The following is an 18,744-nucleotide window of genomic DNA, read 5'->3' as shown; positions in this document are numbered from 1 at the left end:
TATGGAATAAAATTTCTTAAAAAGGCTGATTGAAAAATAATGTTCCAAATAAATATTAGTTTATAAAATACTAATCGTCAATGCGTAATTTTGCGACATGTGGTATAACAATATTTTAGAGACCATCGGCAATACGCCTTTGGTTAAATTGAACAGCATTACAAAAGAAATACCGGCAACTGTATTGGCTAAAATCGAGACGACCAATCCTGGCAATTCGATTAAAGACCGTATGGCGGTAAAAATGATAGAAGATGCAGAAAAATCGGGCAAACTGAAACCTGGAGGTACCATTATCGAAGGTACTTCGGGCAATACAGGCATGGGCCTGGCTATGGCAGCCATTATCAAAGGCTATAAATGTATTTTTACTACTACCGACAAGCAATCAAAGGAAAAGGTTGACGCTTTGCGTGCCTTTGGGGCCGAAGTCATTGTTTGTCCAACCAATGTTGATCCCGAAGATCCACGTTCTTACTATTCGGTTTCATCACGCTTAGAACGTGAAGTGCCTAATTCGTGGAAACCCAACCAATACGACAATCTTTCTAATAGCCAAGCGCATTACGAGCAAACCGGTCCTGAAATTTGGGCGCAAACCGAAGGCAAGATCACCCATTTGGTGGTTGGCGTGGGTACCGGGGGCACCATTTCGGGTACCGGAAAATACCTGAAAGAGAAAAACCCTAAAATAAAGGTTTGGGGCATAGATACTTATGGTTCGGTGTTCAAAAAATATAAGGAAACCGGCATTTTAGACAAAAACGAAATCTATCCTTACATTACCGAAGGCATTGGCGAAGATTTTTTGCCACAGAATGTAAATTTTGATGTAATTGATGCCTTTGAAAAGGTTACTGACAAAGATGCTGCGCTAATGACCCGCGAAATCGCACGTCGGGAGGGTATTTTTGCAGGCAACTCTGCAGGTGCAGCCATTGCCGGACTGCTGCAGCTTAAAGATTCGCTGAAACCAGAAGATGTAGTCGTGGTTATTTTCCACGATCATGGCAGCCGCTACATGGGCAAAATGTACAACGAAGACTGGTTGCGCGAACGCGGTTTCCTGAAAGACGAAAAACTTACGGCCCGCTCTATTTTGGCTAAACGCTCTAACCAAGAGGTCGTTACGCTAGATTGCGAGAAAACGATTATCGAAGCCATCAACATCATGAAGACTTTGAGTATTTCGCAACTTCCGGTTACGCAGCAAGGCATGGTAATTGGCAAGGTAACGGAGAGTAATGTGCTGGAATCGCTACTGGAAAATCCATCGCTAAGGTCGAGCCCGGTGAAGGAAATCATGACGGCTTCTTTGCCTTTTGTAGACCTGAATACGTCGATAGACAAAATTTCGGCTATGATCAATAAAGACAACAGCGCTGTTTTGGTTGAAGACGAGCAAGGCAAATTCGAAATCATTACCCAATACGATATCATTGAAGCTATTTCAGGTTAATTGTCCCGTAAATAGTTTACTTATGAAATAAAAAAGCCCCGGATGTAAATTCGGGGCTTTCTTTTCTTTATGGCTTTTTTATGATCAATGGCTTGGGCCCGAGCCCTCAACACGCTTGATTTGTGCGCCAAGGGCACGCAAGCGGATATCAATGTCTTGGTAGCCACGCTCAATTTGCTCGATATTGTAGATGGTCGAAGTTCCTTCGGCAGACAAGGCGGCAATAAGCAGGGAAACGCCGGCCCGGATATCGGGAGAGGTCATGCTGATGCCCCTTAGTTTGTATTTTTTGTCGATACCATTTACTGTGGCGCGGTGCGGGTCGCAAAGAATGATCTGCGCGCCCATGTCAATCAGTTTATCAACGAAGAACAGCCGGCTTTCGAACATTTTTTGGTGAATCAATACCGAACCGCGTGCCTGGGTAGCCACAACGAGCACAATGCTCAGTAAATCAGGCGTAAAACCTGGCCAAGGTGCATCGGCAATGGTTAAAATCGACCCATCGATAAAAGTATCGATTTCGTAATGTTTCTGCGAAGGGATGTAAATATCGTCGCCACGGCGCTCCAGTTTGATGCCCAGTTTTTTGAAAACTTCAGGAATAACGCCCAGTTCGTCGTAGCACACGTTTTTGATGGTGATTTCAGACTCGGTCATGGCCGCTAAACCAATAAAAGAACCGATTTCTATCATATCGGGCAACATGCGGTGTTCGGTGCCACCTAATTTCGTTACCCCTTCAATGGTGAGCAAATTAGAGCCGATGCCCGAAATTTTGGCGCCCATGCGGTTCAGCATTTTGCAGAGCTGCTGCAAATAGGGTTCGCAAGCTGCGTTATAAATGGTAGTAGTGCCTTTAGCCAATACCGCTGCCATTACAATGTTGGCCGTTCCGGTTACCGAAGCCTCGTCTAAGAGGATATAAGCTCCTTTTAAATTGGTGGCATCTACATTGAAGAATGCTTTTTTAGAGTCGTACACAAATTTGGCTCCCAATTTCTCGAAGCCTAAAAAGTGGGTGTCCAATCGGCGACGGCCGATTTTATCGCCGCCTGGCTTAGGGATGGCCGCTTTGCCAAAACGGGCCAAAAGCGGGCCAACAATCATGATTGAGCCACGCAAGCCCCCGCCTTTTGCCTTGAAAACGTCAGACTGGAAGAAATCCAGGTTGATGTTTTTGGCCTCGAAGGTATAAGTATCTTTGTTTAAACGTTCTACAATTACGCCTAGGTCGCCCAAAAGTTCAATCAGTTTGTTTACATCCTTGATGTCGGGAATATTACTGATAGTTACCTTTTGGTCGGTTAACAAAACGGCAGATAAAATCTGAAGCGCCTCGTTCTTAGCTCCCTGCGGAGTGATTTCGCCTTTTAATTTCTTACCACCTATAATTTCGAATGCATTCATCTTTCTAGTTTTTCTTATCTGGATTTCACAAAACAGGTTTGGCATTTGTATCGCCTGCCCAATTCTGCCTTTAACGTTAGTGTCTTTGTTTAGCGTTGTTGTTGCGACCTTTGTTGTTACGGTTTTTGTTGTTGCGGTTGCGGTTATTGTTGTTGTTGTTCGATCGGTTGGCCTGTGGCTTAAATTCTACCTTATTCAGGTTTACGTTTTCTTCTAAAGCCAAAGCCCCGCCCGAAAGGTCTTTCAGGTTTTTCAGGATGGTTTCGTCGGCCACATTGTCTTTATTCCATTGTACATAGGCCATTTTCATGAAATTGGCGATGCCTTGTACCATGGCTGATTTGCGCTCTGGATTTTCCTCTTCCATTGCTTTGGCAATCAGTTTTTCCACTGTTTTACCGTAGTGTTTATAGGCAATTTTTTGTTGCGGATAGCCGATATGTGCGGGCTTAAACTGCGTATCTTCTGGCGTGGGTTTAGGATATGGGCTGTCCACATCGATTTTATAATCAGAAATGATGTGCAAATGATCCCATAGTTTATGCTTAAAGTCGGCCACATCACGCAAGTGCGGATTTAAAAAGCCCATCAGGTCGATGACGGCCTGTGCATATTTATTGCGCTCCTCTTTGGTAGGCAAATCGATAATGTACTTAACCATGTTTTGTACATTACGGCCATATTCTGCTAAAATGAGGTCGCTACGGGTGGTGTTATAATCGAAATTCATTGTTGTTTTTTTAGCGCTGGCTCTTTAGTATGAGCTATTTGGCACTTTATTGATGTAAATGATGGACAAAGATAGTTCTTATTTCACAATTCGCAATTTAGCAAATTTTAGCAATAATTGTTTGTTGCCCAAACCTTGAAAAAATACGGTTGCCTTTACGTCGGGCAAAGTGCCTTCCAGGTTCACGATTTTGCCAAAGCCGAACTTTTCGTGTTCTACGTCCATGCCGTTTTGGAATTCGTTGGCAGCGTTTGGCGTAAAACCTGCCGTTGGCACGTGTGCCTTTGGCAACATAGCCGTGGTTTTTGGCCTGATTACCGTAGTGCTTTGGCTTGGTTTTGGTGTAAATTCGCGTTGTTGGGTCCAGGCTTTGCGTTCGTTGTCGAAACTGTTTTCGCCGAAGCTACTCTTAGCCGGTTTCACAATTTCCAGCTCCAAATATGAAGGATTGATTTCGTTGATGAAACGGCTCGGCTCGCAAGAGGTTAGCGTACCCCAACGGTAACGCGAAGTGGCGTAGGTAATGGTCAGTTTCTTCTCGGCACGCGTAATGGCCACATAAAATAGCCTGCGTTCTTCTTCCAGGTCGGTTCTTGAGGTTAGCGACATTTGCGAAGGGAAGAGGTTTTCTTCCAAGCCCACAATATATACGTTTTTAAACTCTAAACCCTTGGCCGAGTGGATGGTCATTAACGAAACGGTATCCTTGTCTTTGTCGTCTTGGCGGTCGTCGTTGGTTAGTAAGGCGATATCCTGCATAAAAATGGCGAGGCTTCTGTCTTCGATGTCTTCGCGCTCCGCAAATTCCTTAATACCGTTCAGCAATTCCTGGATGTTTTCGTAGCGGCTACGGCCCTCCACGCTGTCGTCGTTGTGCAATTCTTTTAAAATGCCCGAATGCTGCGCAATGTAAAGCGCGGTTTCGTAGGCATCGAGTTTTTTTGATTCGGCTGCAAAACTTTGGATCATGGTCGCAAAATCGCTCAGCTGACTGGGTACACGGCCGTCTAAATACTGATGCGGGTTGCAAATCACCTGCCACATGCTGATGTCGTGCTGACCGGCTGCTGCAGAGATTTTCTCTAAAGTGGTATCGCCCAAGCCACGGCGAGGGTAATTAATGACCCTTTTGATGGCTTCTTCGTCGGCCGGGTTAAAGGTAAGGCGAAAATAGGCAATCAAATCCTTAACCTCTTTGCGTTGGTAGAAAGAAAGGCCACCATATATTTTATAAGGCACATTGAGTTTGCGCAAGGCTTCCTCCATAGCCCTGCTTTGGGCATTGGTACGGTATAAAATGGCGAAGTCCTTATACTCCAATCCTTTAGAAGTGCGGTCTTGCACAATGGATTCGGCTACGAGCTTGCCTTCCTCATTGTCGGTAAAAGCCCTCGATACCTTAATCCTGTCGCCTTTTTCATTGTCGGAGAAAACGTTTTTCTCCAACTGGTTTTTGTTGTTGGCGATGATGCTGTTGGCGGCTTCCACGATATTTTGGGTAGAGCGGTAGTTCTGCTCCAGTTTATAAACCTTTAAATCGGGATAATCGCGCTCAAAATTGAGGATATTCTGGATGTTGGCGCCACGGAAAGCATAGATACTTTGCGCATCGTCGCCCACTACGCAAATATTCTGGTGGGCAGCGGCCAGTTTCCTCACAATGGTATATTGCGAAAAGTTGGTATCCTGATACTCGTCTACCATCAAATACTTGAATTTGTGCTGGTATTTGTTTAAAACATCGGGATGGTCTTTGAGCAGGATGTTAGTTTTGAACAACAAATCGTCGAAATCCATGGCACCAGCCTTGTAGCAGCGTTTGGCATAGGTTTCGTAGATCTGACCGAGCAAGGGGCGTTTGTTGCCACTATCTTCAGCCTGGATCTGGCTATTTTCCTGATATTCGGTATACGAAACCAGGTTGTTTTTGGCCGATGAAATGCGGTTGTACACGATATTGGCGGCATAAAGCTTATCATCGAGCTGCATTTCTTTCAAAATGGTTCGGATTAGGCTTTTGCTGTCGTCGGTATCGTAAATGGTAAAATTAGAAGGATAGCCTATTTTTTCGGCTTCCACGCGCAAAATCTTGGCAAATACCGAGTGGAAAGTACCCATCCAAATGTTTTTGGCCTCGCTGCCTACTACCTTGCTGATCCGCTCACGCATGTCCTTGCTGGCTTTGTTGGTAAAGGTAAGCACCAGAATATTGAAGGCATCGGTACCTTGTTGAATAAGATGGGCTACCCTATAGGTAATCACACGGGTTTTGCCCGAGCCTGCGCCCGCCACAATCATCACTGGTCCCTGGGTGTTTTCTACTGCTGCTCTTTGCTGTGGGTTTAATCCTGCTAAGTAATCCAAATCGGCTCCTGTTTTTAAAGCCCAAAAATAGCAAATTATGCGCGCTTATGAAAAGGTGTTGGTAAGTTAGGTGTAAACACTTGCTTTTGATAACACTTGCGAAGTTTTTAAAACTTCACAAGTGTTACTGCGCTAAATTTCACAAGTATATCGACTAAAAATGGGCGTGTATGCCAAAGGTTGGCGTAAAATTTTCTAAAGCCAGGCGGAGGTTGTTGGCTTTGGGGTAATTATAGCTCGAATTGGCATCGTAATAATTTTGATGGAAGAAGCTTACTACCGGAAAAGAAAACTCGATGCCCAGTTTGTTGTTGAAAAAATAGGCTACACCTGGGCTTAGACTTGCGCCAATTCCTTTCAAACGGCCACTGTTCCTGATCAGGTAGCCATCGTCGTCGATTAATTTGGTGCTGATGACCTGAAAATTGAGGTTGGCCTGGCCGAAAATCTTCCAATGCTCTTTGATATCGAAATACTTTCGGGCAAAGGCAGCAATGCCAAAGTTGAATTCCCTAGGGCCAGATGCATCTTCGTAGTAACCTCCTTCTTCATTCCATCGGGTGTAGTCTACGCCATGCAACTTAGAGAGACTCAACGGAAACTCGACGCCCAGGGCAAAGTTTTTGCGAAGGAAATAGCCAATCCTGGGGGTAACGGTAAAATTGTTCAAGGCACTGTTTTCGCCTTTTGTTTTTGACGTGCCAAAGCTCAGGCTGCCTCCGGCTAGGCCCTGACCTCTGTCTGTTTGGGCCCGCGTACCGCATGCAAGGGTACATAGCAAAGCCATGAAGATTAATTTTGGTTTCATTTGGTTGTGTGTTGTGTGTAACCAATTATAGCAAATTTTAGGCCTAAAAACAAAAAAGGCCGAGCATTTGCCCGGCCTTTAAAAATATGGAAGAAATATTAATAACCTTTGGCACTTTGTGCGGCCTTCAGGTTAGGGTTTTTATCCAATGCGCGTTGTGGATAAGGCATCCATACAAATTTGGCTTGCCAAACACGGGTTTGTACCGGACTATTGGTAATATCGTAAGTGGTTTTCATTACGTTTTGGGCGATGTTCCAGCGTCTGATATCCCAAAAGCGCTGACCTTCGGCGGCCAGTTCGATCCTGCGTTCGTTGCGGATCAATGTTCTGAGCTTATCCTTGTCGTTATACACAGCCTGGTTCACTGCAGGCATGCCGGCACGGTCGCGGATATCGTCCAAGGCCGCATAAATAGTAGCATCTGGCCCGCTTAATTCGTTCTTTGCCTCGGCATAAGAAAGCAGGATTTCGGCATACCTGATGATGGCAAAATCTTGTTCGCCATCCCAGTCGTTGGCAATGTAAGCCGGATCTACCAGTTTCTTGAAATTGTAGCCGGTTACGCTGTTGTTGCCGCCCCCTTTGCCCCAAGCAAACTTATAGCCATTGTTGAAGCGCCCCCAAGGTGCACCTGGAAACAATACGCTGGCATATAAGCGGGTATCCCTGTTTTTGAATTCGTCGGCATAGGCCGCATTAGGTGTACCATTGTTGTAGTTGGTAGCCCTGGCGGTAGCGCTTGGCGGGGTAAAGGTATTTCCTGTTTTGTCCCAATAGGCATTGATCAGTTCTTGGGTAGGCGTGATAGAGCTCCAGCCACCCAAGTCGCTTGGAGGGAAAAGGGTTCTTAGGCCATTGCCATAGTCGTAGGAAGAATTGGTAATGTTTTGCGAAACCAGGATGACTTCTTTGCTGGTTAGCTCGTTGGCTGCCCAAAACTGCTGTTCGTAACTGGCCAAGCCTTTGTAGAATTTGTCTTTCTCGGCATCGTTGGCAAAAGTTACATAAGGACTGAAATCGTCTTTCAAGTCATCCGTAGTGAGCGTGGTTTTTCTGTACAAGGCATAACCTGCACCCATTACTTTTTGGGCGCTGATTACTGCATCGGCCCATTTTTGATAATGCAATTGGATTCTTGTTAACAGCGCCCAGGCTGCGCCGCTGGTAATCCTGCCGGTTTCGGTGGTCGCGCTGCCTGCATAGCTTGCCGGTAGATCAACCAATGCGCTTTGGATTTCGGCAATGGCAAAATTAATAACATCGGCTTCTGGAGTTGGTGCTATTGCGGTTTCCTGTGGATCGGTATACGAAGTCTTTAGCAAGGGTACAGGGCCGAATGTTTTGGCCAATTCAAAATAGGTAAAAGCCCTTAACACCCTGGCTTCGGCAATGAAGCGTTTTTTCAGGGCGTCGCTCATGGGCGCCTTGTTGATGTTGTCTAAAAAGTAGTTGTACCTGCGGATATAGGTATAACGGCTGTTATAACCTTGGTCGAGGGTAGCATCGATATTACCTGCTGCAATAGGGGTGGCATTGCTTTCCCAAGGGTATTGGGCATAGGCATTATCTGAAGCGCCGTCGTCATAGGCATAATTGTAGGCATTGCTTAAGTAGCCGTAGCATCCGTTTAGGGCTAATTGTGCATCTTTTTGGGATTTCCAGAAAGAACTGCTCGACAACTGATCTTGTGGCACAAAATCGATGGCCGACTTCTTGCACCCGCTCAACGAGTAGGTGGCAAGCGTAATCATTGATATATAAAATATTTTTTTCATGGCTATTACAGAGTTAGATTGATACCAAACGAATAAGTTTTTAGTGAAGGGTACGACGCGCGAGACGATGGTGCCTCTGGGTCAAAATCCTTCAGCCTTTTATCGCCGCGGATGGTGAACGGATTGTTGCTTGAAGCGTAAACCCTTAAGCCACCGATTTTAAGCTTGCCGGTTATGCTTTTTGGCAGGCTGTAGCCCAGGGTAATGCTCTTGATCCTGAAATAATCGGCATTGAACAGCCAAAAATCAGACTGCTTCAGGTTTTGGGTATTATCGGCAGAGATGAGTACTCTTGGATAAGCTGCGTTAGGATTTGGATTTTCCTTGGTCCAACGGTCTAATACATAAGATTTTACGCCAGCGCTGTTGAAAAACGCCTGCGAAGCTTCGGCTTCTAGGTAAACTTTGACGTCGTTTACGCCTTGGCCAAGCAATGAAAAATCGAAGCCTTTGTAGTTAGCCGATAAGTTGATGCCGTAAATGAAGTAAGGAACATCGTTGCCTACGATTACGCGGTCGTCGCCATCTATCTTGCCATCGCCGTTTTGATCAACATATTTGATGTCGCCAGCCTTGGTGCCGGTCGATTGGAAAGCATGTTGTGCTACTTCGGCGTCGCTGGCAAACAAGCCATCCGATTTCCACATGTAAAACGAACCAATGCCATAACCCACGCGGTTAATGTAGTAGCCACTTGGAGGAGTTTCGTTTACGCCACCCAAATCCACAATCTTGTTCCAGATTTTGCTCACATTGCCACCAACAGTATAGCTGAAATCGTTGATTTTTCCATTGTAATTAAGCGAGAGTTCGAAGCCTCTGTTTCTAACCTTGCCCAGGTTGATGGAAGGGGCCTGGCCACTGCTTAAACCCGCTTCGTCAGGAATGCTTGGGTTTTGCAACAGGATATCCTTGGTTAGGCGGTCAAATACATCGGCCTGAAGCGATAGCGAGTTGAAAAGCGTTAGGTCTACACCGATGTTGGTGGTATTTACTTTTTCCCAGCTCAACAAAGGATTGTACAATTTGGCCGGAAAGACGCCATCTTGCTTGCTTTCGTCTAAAATTGAGCCCGTTCCGGTCGTTAAGCCGTCGTAAAAATCGTAAGAACCTACGTTGTTTACGTTACCCGACTTGCCCCACGATGCACGCAGCTTCAATTCGGTAATGGATTTGATGTCCTTCATGAAATCTTCCTGCGAGATACGCCAAGCGCCCAGAAATGAAGGATAGGTACCCCAACGATGACCTGGTGCAAACTGCGAAGAAGCATCGGCCCTAATGGTTGATTCGAAGATGTATTTGTTATTGTAGGTATAGTTTAACCTGCCAAAATAAGATTCGAAGGCACGCTGGTCTATGCCGCCAGAAGCTGTCGTGTTCAACGGATCAGACGAACCGCCGTTAATGGCGTTCAAATCGTTGTTTACAAAATTCTTGCGGATGGTTCTGATGGTTCGGTTGTTGGTGTTTTCGTACGAACTACCGGCTAAAATCTTGAAATAATGCTTGTCTATCGTTTTCTCGTAGGTTACCGTAGCCTGTGCCAATAAACGGCCAATGTTTTGCCACGATTCATCGAGCTGGTTGGTAGTAACCGCCGTACTTGCAATCGGAACCCCTGTAAAATAGTTAGGAATAGGGTTCATAGTGCTGGTAAAGCTACTGTTTAACGAATTGTAAAAGTTGTAAGAGAAGAGGCCCGAAATGTCGAGGCCTTTGATTGGAGTATAAGTTCCTGTTAAGTTGCCGATAAAGCGATTGGTATAATAAGAACTTCTGCCACCTTCTGCTAATTTACGTACGGTATTTCCGGTAGCCAAGGTAGCGTCGATCAGGCCGCCATTTACGCTGCCCCAATTGCCATTGCTTTGTTTGTTTACCAGTAAAGGCACTTGTCTTGATAGCGACACGAAGTCGATGTTGCCTTTATCGTTATTAAATCCATCCCTGATGTAGGAAATATTGGTTCCTACTTTGAATTTCTCGCTCACCTGTGCATCGATGTTGGTTCTGAGCGAATAACGTTTCAAGTCTTTGCCTGGAATCAACGAATTTTGATCGAAATAGGCGCCCCCCAGGTAATACCTGATTTTGTCGCCCCCCGAAATATTGATGGCATGTTCCATCATCGGGGCGGTTTTTCTTAAGGTTAAGGCATACCAGTCGTTGTCTGGATAGAGGTCGGGGTTAGCATGATTTTGGATCTGCGTTAAGGCCGTTTGCGAGAAAACCGGGGTTTTGCCTGCATTGGCGGCGGCCTCGTTGCGCAAAATGGCATAATCGTAAGAACCTACAAAATCGGGCAAGTAGGTGGCCGATTGGGTGCCATAATAGGCATTGTAGTTGATCCTCATGGCGCCATTGCCTTTTTTGGTGGTTACCAAGATTACGCCATAGGCTGCCCTTGAGCCATAGATAGCGGCGGCGGCATCCTTAAGTAGGGAAATGTTCTCTACGTCATTGGTGTTGATGCGGGCAAAATCGCCAGCCGAAACAATTACGCCATCCACTACATAAAGTGGCTCGGAAGTGCCCAGGTTGCCGCGCCCCCTGATGTTGACAGAGCCCAGGTCGCTGCCTACGTCGCCAGGTGCCGATTTGATGGCTACCCCAGGTACAGCGCCTTGCAAAGCATTGGTTAGGGAAGTAACTGGCCTGTTGATGATGTTTTTGGTGTTTACGGTGGCAACCGATCCTGCCAAACTCACCTTCTTTTGTGCACCGTAGCCCACTACTACCACTTCGTTTAAGTCGTTGGTTGAGCCCTGTAATACAACATTGATTTCGGTTTTGTCGCCTATGGCAATATCTTGGGTAATAAAGCCGATAAACGAGAACGTCAGGGTAGAATTGGTGGGCACGCTGATGAAATACTTGCCGTTTGGATCGGTGCTTACACCGGTCAAGCTTCCTTTGATCTGGACACTTGCGCCGGGTATCGGCAATCCATCCTTGTCTTTTACTGTACCGCTTACCTTAACCTGTGCGTAGGTTAGGAGCGAGAAAATAACGAGCAGGCCCGTTAAAATCATCTTTTTTGATAGATTTTTTTTCATTGGAATAAGTTTAGGTTAGTAAGGCTGCTTGAGCGCAAAAGCCCTTGGAGGATTAAGGTATAACCTAAATTTTGGATTGAAACGGGCCAAGCCTACGCAAACGATTGAGTAAGCCTAAGGCCAATAGTCCTAATTTTTAATTAAGAACAGCTTAGTGAACGAATATTAGCAGAAATAAAATTTTTATTAGCGTGACTATCTTTTTAGTTGTTTTTATTGGCTAAATCGTTTTTTTTAATTTTACGCAAACGATTGCAGTTGGTTAAAAGCAAAGCAGGCTTAGCTTTACATCCATTCTTCGCTGCCACTTTCCAACTGGTAAAGCCAGTAATTAACCAGCTGTTTGATTTCGGTGTAGTTGCCGTATTTAAAACGGATCATACCGGCTGCGGTATGCAGGTGCAAGTGGCCAACATCAACGCTTTTATGCCATGGAAACTGAAATGTGGTGATAGACTGTATTTTGTGCGAAAAAATGATTTCATTCGAAATGTCCCAGATCCCCTTTTGTTTGACGATGAAATCTTCGCTAACGCTTAAACGGTGCTTGGTGTAACTGATATAGATCATTAAAATTCCCAGCACAAAATAGGTAATGGCTAGCGGATAAAAAGACCAAAGTTGCCGAATATGCGAAGCCAATAACAGGTAAATGCCCACAGGTATGACGAGGTTAAAGAAAATGGGCAGGTTTAAAAACCTGAAATTTGGAATAAATACCTGTCCTTGAGGCGGCGTTTTTCCAAGGATAAGCTGCAACAATGCATCTTTTTCGGCAACGTTGCAGCCCGGAACTTCCAAGTTGGATTTGTGTAGCTCCTTTTCGCTTTGTTCCTTGCCGGCATGCGCCTGCCTGAGGGTCAGGTTCATGAAATTGAGCTTTTGTTGAAAGTAGTTTTGGCTATAGGCGGTAATCTGCACCTTTTTGGGACTAAGTAAAGTATGGTTGCGCGAAAAAAGGCCAGAAGCCATAAGCAAGGAACCGTTTTGTTTGCTGATCTGAAAATCGAAATACTTTACAAATGTGCGGATAATGTTGGTGCCCAACAGGATAAAGAGTACCAAAACAATCAGCAAGCTTACCGAAAAAGCTGAAATGCCTTTTTCTAGCACGCTCTCAACCTGCCCGTTGTCGGTATCGAAAGCCTTGAGCAATTCTTTGATATTATGGAAAGCCGCAAAGGCAAAACCAATCAGCAAGGCCAGGCTACGGCCATAATTAGAAGTTAGGCCAACTTTGAATAGCGTGCCGGCACTTATTTTAAGCAGGGGCAATACAGGCGCAGGAGCTACAGGGTTTTCTAATTCATGAGCTTGGAGATTGGGCTTGTGGTTAAGCAGCTTTTCCTTTAAACGATAGGCACTCTGTTCGTCAATAGCCTTCAGGCTTACCTCTTTGCCATCTGTTCCTGCCGTATCAATGTGCAGGCTGTAAATGCCGATTACTTTTTGCAACAAAGACTGGTTAATGTTAACCTGCTGTATTTTGTCAAGCTGTATAGTCAGTTGGATTCGCTTAAAAATACCCTTGTTAATCACGAATTCCTGCTTGGCTTCATCTAAAAAAAAGGTAAATCTTCGATAGCTGAGGTAGCCAAGCAAGAGCGAAACCAGCAATATGGCGCCAACTATAATTACAAAAACCATCATTTGCTTGTAATCGGTTTTATAGATCATCAGCAAAATTGGTATGATAAAAGCCCTGATGAGCTCTTGCAGCATATTGCCGGTCATGATGATGATGCCCGTTACCGATTGTCGCTGTGGCTGGCTAAAATCCTGGTTCATTGCGCTTCGATTGCGGGGTTTTCTATTAAATCGAGGCGTTTAACCAGCGCTTCTTTAATCACCCGGGCTTTTGCTATAGGTATGCCTGCAATGTGCATGTGGCCACTTTGTCCACCGGCGGTAAACAGTTGCAAGGTGGCCAATCCGTACATTCTCGAAAAAAGGCCTTCTTCCAAAGCCACATGTTGTATGCGGTTTAAGGGGATAATCGTAGTGGTTTCGGCAATGATGCCACTTTTATACATGATGTCTTTTTCGCGCAGGGCAAAGCCTCTCTTTTTAAAGCTGGCGCGGTAAAGCACAAACAGCAAAATCCAAACTAAAAGATAGGCAATACCCATAGGTACAAGGTAGGGGCGTATTTCTTGGTTAAGGAAGAAAAGCATGGCCAAGGCACCGCTTAGCAGCAGCAAACAAATCAGCAGGTTAATCAGGATCACCCGCCAATAGCTGGCATGTGGTGCATTCAACTTGGTTTCTTCGTATTTGGGCAGTTGATCTAAGTCGATCGTTTCGTTTGCGAAATGGAGCATTGCAACAGCTTAATGATGTTTGTTTGGCTAATATAGCAATGAAAATGAAGAATAAAATGCCTAACGCACAACGATCATCTTTTTGGTAGCCGAATACTGGCCCGATGAGGATACGATTTTGTAGATGTAAATGCCGGGAGAAAGGTAGTGCAGGTCTAGCTGTACGGTATGCTTGCCCGTGTTGAGATATTCATTCAATACAGTTTGCACTACTTTGCCTTGCAGGTTGTAAATTTTGAATTCTATTTTGTCTGAAGCCGGCATTACAATGTCAACCGAAGTCAGGTCCCTGCCAGGGTTGGGATAGTTTTGCGTAACCACGAACTGCAAAAAGCGTTCGGCAATAATTTTGTTGATGGTGTCAAAAAGTACAAAGCTGATCAGCCTGTTGCCTCTGGCGTTAGGGTGGATGGCATCCTGGTACAAGGTAAAATCGCGGCGTATCACGGCATTGATGTCGGCCAGATAGATGTTATACTCCTTAACCAGCTTTTTGTAAATGTCGTTGATGAGCCTTACCTGTACGTTTGCCCTTCTTAAACGAGCATCTTGGCGATCGTCGAAGTTTTGCAATGTACAAACAATGGGCACCAGGTTCTGGTTCAGCGACTTGACGATAAAAGTACGCATGTTAGCCTCGGTTTCGGCTATTTTTTGTTTGCCTGCCTCAATGTCCAAGGCATCATTGGCCCCCATTAAAATAACGATAAAGCCTGTTTTGCCAAAAATGGCATTGTCTATCCTCAACAGGCCTTTGCCAGTGGTTTCGCCCGCAACACCGTATTTCTGTACGTTGATGGTTTTGCCGGTATAGCAGTTTAAAAAATTGGTGGTAAGGTACGATTGAAAGTCCAGGCCGTTTACGCCTGCTACCGTGCTTGCGCCAAAGGTCACCACATTTACGCTGTCTTTAGCATAATATTTGGCAGATTCCGGACAGCTGGCTCCAGTAATCTGGGCAGTTGAACGGAAACAAAAACCTAATAAAATTGCAAAGCATAGCGCTAATGCCCGAAATCTCATCCCTTTTAAATTATTATAGCGCAAAAATAAAGCTATTCGGCCACAAATATATAATTATTACAAATGCGATTTATAAGCTTGATTTACTTTTAGTTAAAGTTGGCAATTAAGCCCGATGGCAATTGTTTTTTAGCAGGCTTTGGCAAAAAGCATATATTTGTTTAAAAATATAAATGATATGCAAGAAATCAAGAATTATGTTGAGGCGAATAAGCAACGCTTTTTAGACGAGCTTTTCGAATTATTGCGTTTTCCATCGGTAAGTGCTGATCCAAAATATAAAGGCGATGTTTTAAAAACGGCCGATTTTGTGGCGCAGAAGCTAAGAGATGCCGGTGCCGATAAAGTAGAAATCTGCGAAACTGCCGGCTATCCGATCGTGTATGGCGAAAAAATAATCGACGCCAGCTTGCCAACGGTACTGATTTATGGCCATTACGACGTGCAGCCACCTGATCCGCTCGAGCTATGGCATACGCCTCCTTTTGAGCCTACGGTTCGCGATGGCAAAATCTATGCCCGTGGTGCCTGCGACGATAAAGGACAATTCTACATGCACGTCAAAGCATTTGAACTGATGATGCAAACCAATACTTTGGCCTGCAACGTTAAATTCATGATTGAAGGCGAAGAAGAAGTAGGGTCGGCCAACCTGGGCATTTTTGTAAAAGCAAATGCCGAGCGCCTAAAGGCCGATGTGGTGCTGATTTCTGATACCTCGATGATCAGCATGGAAAATCCATCGATCGAAACCGGCCTGCGCGGCTTGGCTTACATGGAAGTAGAAGTAATTGGACCGAACCGCGACCTGCACTCTGGTGTTTATGGTGGTGCAGTGGCCAATCCGGCTACCATTTTATGCAAAATGATTGCTTCGCTGCACGATGAGAACAACCATATCACCATTCCTGCATTTTACGATAAAGTAGTTGAACTGAGCGATGAGGAAAAGAAAGCCCTCAATTCGGCACCATTTGATTTAGACGAATACAAAAAAGACCTGGATATCAAGGCCGACTGGGGCGAAAAAGGCTATTCGGCATTGGAACGTACCGGAACCCGCCCAACCTTAGAAGTAAACGGCATTTGGAGCGGCTATATTGGCGAAGGTGCCAAAACCGTATTGCCAAGCAAGGCCAATGCTAAAATTTCAATGCGCTTGGTGCCTAACCAAAACTCCGACGAAATCAGCGAGATCTTTACCAAGCATTTCGAAAGCATTGCGCCAGATTATGTAAAGGTTAAGGTTACTGCGCACCATGGCGGCGAGCCGGTGGTTACCCCAACCGATAGCGTGGCTTACCGTGCGGCCGAGAAAGCCATTGAAGACAGCTTTGGCAAAAAGCCAATTCCAACCCGTGGCGGTGGCAGTATTCCAATTGTGGCTTTGTTTGAAGATGTTTTGGGTATTAAATCGGTATTGTTCGGCTTTGGCCTGGACAGCGATGCCTTGCACTCGCCAAACGAAAAATACGATATTTTCAACTATTATAAAGGCATAGAAACCCTGCCTTTGTTTCATAAGTACTACGCCGAATTAAGCAAATAATCGGCAAACCGTGATATGGGGCTAACAGCTTCTGTAAAACGGTTCAAATTAACCAGAAACCTCATTTAAATGGTATACGATTTAAGTGAGGTTTCGTATTTTTAGTCCATGCCTCCAGTCAAAAGAAAAACCCTAAGGAAACCGCAACGGAAGAAGCAAAAAGGATGGTCGATCTACCTTAAATTTGCCGTTGTGGGCTTATTGCTTATTCTTTTGTCGCCGTTCTATTATGGCTACATCCTCAAATTTGCCAGTGCCACTTGGTATGGATTGCGCCATCCAGGCGAGGACAAAAACTACCGTACCTACGAAAGTTTCAACATCAAAATCCCTAAAAAATATAGGATCCACGGCATTGATGTGTCGTATTACCAAGGACGTATCGATTGGCAAAAGGTAAAAAACATGGAAGAAGACGGCGTAAGGGTTTCCTTTGCCTTTATCAAAGCTACCGAGGGTTTGTTAGGTGTAGACCCCTGTTTTCAGCGCAACTGGCGAGAAGCTCCCAAAGCTGGCCTAAAAGTAGGCGCCTACCATTTTTTCAGACCCAAAAAATCGGGTTTATGGCAGGCTAATTTCTTTTTGCAGACGGTAAGCATCGAAAAAGGCGATCTGCCCCCGGTTGTCGATATCGAAAGCCTCGATGGCGTATCTCCTGCACAGATGCGCAAGGAACTGAACGCATTTATCATTCAAATAGAAGACCGTACCAAGGTAAAACCCATTATTTATACGGGCTTGAAATTCTATCAGGAGCATTTGCAGGGCTATTATAAAGACTATCCGTTTTGGGTAGCGCATTACCACCAGCCTAAGCTTAAGCTCAATGAAAAGGACTGGAAGTTTTGGCAACACTCAGATCAAGCGCGAATCAATGGGATTAACCATGTAGTTGATTTCAATGCCTTTAACGGTGATAGTTTGGCTTTTGACCGATTGCTGAAAAAATAGCGATCGCTTGTTAGGGATGGGCAATAACAACTAAATCGTCCATTTTTCGCAGGTATCTAGAAATTGCTGGTCGGCATCAGCGCCGATACCTATGCTTTCTGGCACATCGAGCATAAAGCCGTCGTAGGTGAGCCCGCCAGTTACCGGGTCTACCAAATGTCCCAATAGGCAGGTATCGAGGTCGAAAAAGACTACGTTAGGACTAGCCAAGGCAAAATGTAGGTTGGCCGTAAGTGCAATACGGCTTTCGAGCATGCTGCCAATCATACATTTTACCCCTTTTTGCAGGGCTTCTTCATGTATTTTTTGAGCTTCTAAAATACCGCCAGATTTGGCAAATTTAATATTCAGGTATTCGCAGGCCTGCGCGTTGATCAGTTTGCGTGCGTCGTGATGGTTATAGCAGCTTTCGTCGGCCATGATTTTAATCGGCGAGTTAAGGTTCAGCTCGGGCAGTCGGTCGTCGTACCAGGTGCGCATGGGCTGTTCGCAAAATTCTATGTTTTGCGTCTCGAGTTCGCCCAAGGCCAGCAAGGCATCATCAAAGCTCCAGCCCTGGTTGGCGTCCAGGCGCAGTACCATTTCTGGGCCAACCGCAGCCCTGATCTGTTTAACACGTTCAATATCGTCATGCACTTTTTTTCCCAATTTGATTTTGAGGATCTGACAGCCATTTTTTTGGTGCTTCAACGCCATCAGCGACATTTTTTCGGGCGTATCGATCCCAATCGTCATGTCGGTTTCTATCGCACGTTTGTGCCCGCCCAAAAATTTGTATAGGGGCAAACCTGCATTTTTGGCCGCAATATCAAACAAAGCCATATCGAATGCACTTTTAATAGTTGCATTATGGTCGGCATAAGCCAGCAGGTCTTGCATGCGTTCCGGTATTTCGAGCGGATTCTTGCCTTTCCAAATCAGCGCAAAATCTTTGGCCATGGCGATGCAGGTATCCTGGGTTTCGCCCACAATCATCGGAAAAGCCGAACATTCGCCAATGCCATAGATGCCCGAATCGGTGTAGATTTTAACCAATACATTCTGTGCAAAGTGCATGGTGCCTGTAGCAATGACAAAAGGCTCCATCGGTATGCTGAAGCGGTAGATTTCGGTGTGGGTGATTTTCATTTTTTTAGATACTGGACAATAGCTTTACGATTTGGGAACTAATGTAAAAAACAAAAATTAAATAGAAACAGGTTTGTAGATAATTGATAGATTTACACCTTAATTGTGACAATCGACCATTGTGTCAGGTCTCCAATCTATCATCTCATATCTCAAATCTATCG

Annotated in this window: 13 protein-coding genes; 3 read left to right on the top strand and 10 right to left on the bottom strand. The window is 45.1% G+C overall.

What is annotated here, in order from left to right; genetic code table 11:
* The first annotated feature begins 97 nt into the window (after positions 1-97).
* Positions 98-1,459 carry a pyridoxal-phosphate dependent enzyme gene (locus AC6H1S_RS12000; protein ID WP_199138588.1) on the top strand — a complete coding sequence of 454 codons (1,362 nt, stop codon included), beginning with the start codon at positions 98-100 and terminating at the stop codon, positions 1,457-1,459.
* A gap of 84 nt (positions 1,460-1,543) precedes the next feature.
* On the opposite strand, the gene murA is transcribed toward AC6H1S_RS12000, so the two are convergent.
* From murA to AC6H1S_RS11955, 9 genes are all read right to left on the bottom strand, one after another.
* Positions 1,544-2,869: a UDP-N-acetylglucosamine 1-carboxyvinyltransferase gene (gene murA, locus AC6H1S_RS11995; RefSeq protein WP_497563758.1), complete on the bottom strand. Its 1,326-nt coding sequence runs from the start codon at positions 2,867-2,869 to the stop codon at positions 1,544-1,546.
* A 76-nt stretch (positions 2,870-2,945) separates the two neighbouring features.
* Positions 2,946-3,599, bottom strand: coding sequence for a DUF4290 domain-containing protein (locus tag AC6H1S_RS11990; protein WP_497563757.1), 654 nt, complete (start codon positions 3,597-3,599; stop codon positions 2,946-2,948).
* A gap of 78 nt (positions 3,600-3,677) precedes the next feature.
* On the bottom strand, positions 3,678-5,963 hold the full coding sequence (locus AC6H1S_RS11985) for an ATP-dependent helicase (RefSeq protein ID WP_497563756.1): 2,286 nt from the start codon (positions 5,961-5,963) through the stop codon (positions 3,678-3,680).
* A 154-nt stretch (positions 5,964-6,117) separates the two neighbouring features.
* Positions 6,118-6,771, bottom strand: a complete 654-nt coding sequence (locus AC6H1S_RS11980; RefSeq protein ID WP_497563755.1) for an outer membrane beta-barrel protein — start codon at positions 6,769-6,771, stop codon at positions 6,118-6,120.
* A gap of 98 nt (positions 6,772-6,869) precedes the next feature.
* Positions 6,870-8,549 carry a RagB/SusD family nutrient uptake outer membrane protein gene (locus tag AC6H1S_RS11975; RefSeq protein ID WP_497563754.1) on the bottom strand — a complete coding sequence of 560 codons (1,680 nt, stop codon included), beginning with the start codon at positions 8,547-8,549 and terminating at the stop codon, positions 6,870-6,872.
* 5 nt (positions 8,550-8,554) lie between these two features.
* The gene (locus tag AC6H1S_RS11970; RefSeq protein WP_199138597.1) at positions 8,555-11,608 is read right to left on the bottom strand and encodes a SusC/RagA family TonB-linked outer membrane protein; all 3,054 of its coding nucleotides are present in this window, start codon (positions 11,606-11,608) and stop codon (positions 8,555-8,557) included.
* 285 nt (positions 11,609-11,893) lie between these two features.
* Entirely contained in the window at positions 11,894-13,396 is a 1,503-nt protein-coding gene (locus AC6H1S_RS11965; RefSeq protein ID WP_497563753.1) for a PH domain-containing protein, read from the bottom strand.
* A complete protein-coding gene (locus tag AC6H1S_RS11960; RefSeq protein WP_199138605.1) occupies positions 13,393-13,929 on the bottom strand; it encodes a PH domain-containing protein in 537 nt (178 codons plus the stop codon). The genes AC6H1S_RS11965 and AC6H1S_RS11960 overlap by 4 nt, the downstream gene beginning before the upstream one ends.
* A 60-nt stretch (positions 13,930-13,989) precedes the next feature.
* Positions 13,990-14,952: an SGNH/GDSL hydrolase family protein gene (locus AC6H1S_RS11955; protein WP_199138607.1), complete on the bottom strand. Its 963-nt coding sequence runs from the start codon at positions 14,950-14,952 to the stop codon at positions 13,990-13,992.
* A 178-nt stretch (positions 14,953-15,130) separates the two neighbouring features.
* Between AC6H1S_RS11955 and AC6H1S_RS11950 the strand changes: the two genes are divergently transcribed.
* Both AC6H1S_RS11950 and AC6H1S_RS11945 read left to right on the top strand, forming a co-directional pair.
* Complete coding sequence (locus AC6H1S_RS11950; protein ID WP_497563752.1) at positions 15,131-16,501, top strand: dipeptidase; 1,371 nt, start codon at positions 15,131-15,133, stop codon at positions 16,499-16,501.
* 108 nt (positions 16,502-16,609) lie between these two features.
* Complete coding sequence (locus tag AC6H1S_RS11945; RefSeq protein ID WP_199138611.1) at positions 16,610-17,452, top strand: glycoside hydrolase family 25 protein; 843 nt, start codon at positions 16,610-16,612, stop codon at positions 17,450-17,452.
* A 30-nt stretch (positions 17,453-17,482) separates the two neighbouring features.
* On the opposite strand, the gene AC6H1S_RS11940 is transcribed toward AC6H1S_RS11945, so the two are convergent.
* Positions 17,483-18,580: a mandelate racemase/muconate lactonizing enzyme family protein gene (locus AC6H1S_RS11940; RefSeq protein ID WP_497563751.1), complete on the bottom strand. Its 1,098-nt coding sequence runs from the start codon at positions 18,578-18,580 to the stop codon at positions 17,483-17,485.
* Positions 18,581-18,744 lie beyond the last annotated feature (164 nt).

This window comes from Pedobacter sp. TM02 (assembly GCF_059705275.1).
The sequence above is the reverse complement of the archived record's forward strand: the minus strand, read 5'-3'. Positions and strand labels throughout refer to the sequence as shown.

What these genes read in the sequence shown, in the direction of transcription:
- AC6H1S_RS11980 (WP_497563755.1), bottom strand. Translation starts at nt 6,771, where the DNA reads ATGAAACCAAAATTAATCTTCATGGCTTTGCTATGTACCCTTGCATGC.
- AC6H1S_RS11970 (WP_199138597.1), bottom strand. Translation starts at nt 11,608, where the DNA reads ATGAAAAAAAATCTATCAAAAAAGATGATTTTAACGGGCCTGCTCGTT.
- AC6H1S_RS11960 (WP_199138605.1), bottom strand. Translation starts at nt 13,929, where the DNA reads ATGCTCCATTTCGCAAACGAAACGATCGACTTAGATCAACTGCCCAAA.
- AC6H1S_RS11965 (WP_497563753.1), bottom strand. Translation starts at nt 13,396, where the DNA reads ATGAACCAGGATTTTAGCCAGCCACAGCGACAATCGGTAACGGGCATC.
- AC6H1S_RS11955 (WP_199138607.1), bottom strand. Translation starts at nt 14,952, where the DNA reads ATGAGATTTCGGGCATTAGCGCTATGCTTTGCAATTTTATTAGGTTTT.
- AC6H1S_RS11950 (WP_497563752.1), top strand. Translation starts at nt 15,131, where the DNA reads ATGCAAGAAATCAAGAATTATGTTGAGGCGAATAAGCAACGCTTTTTA.
- AC6H1S_RS11945 (WP_199138611.1), top strand. Translation starts at nt 16,610, where the DNA reads ATGCCTCCAGTCAAAAGAAAAACCCTAAGGAAACCGCAACGGAAGAAG.
- AC6H1S_RS11940 (WP_497563751.1), bottom strand. Translation starts at nt 18,580, where the DNA reads ATGAAAATCACCCACACCGAAATCTACCGCTTCAGCATACCGATGGAG.
- murA (WP_497563758.1), bottom strand. Translation starts at nt 2,869, where the DNA reads ATGAATGCATTCGAAATTATAGGTGGTAAGAAATTAAAAGGCGAAATC.
- AC6H1S_RS11975 (WP_497563754.1), bottom strand. Translation starts at nt 8,549, where the DNA reads ATGAAAAAAATATTTTATATATCAATGATTACGCTTGCCACCTACTCG.
- AC6H1S_RS12000 (WP_199138588.1), top strand. Translation starts at nt 98, where the DNA reads ATGTGGTATAACAATATTTTAGAGACCATCGGCAATACGCCTTTGGTT.
- AC6H1S_RS11990 (WP_497563757.1), bottom strand. Translation starts at nt 3,599, where the DNA reads ATGAATTTCGATTATAACACCACCCGTAGCGACCTCATTTTAGCAGAA.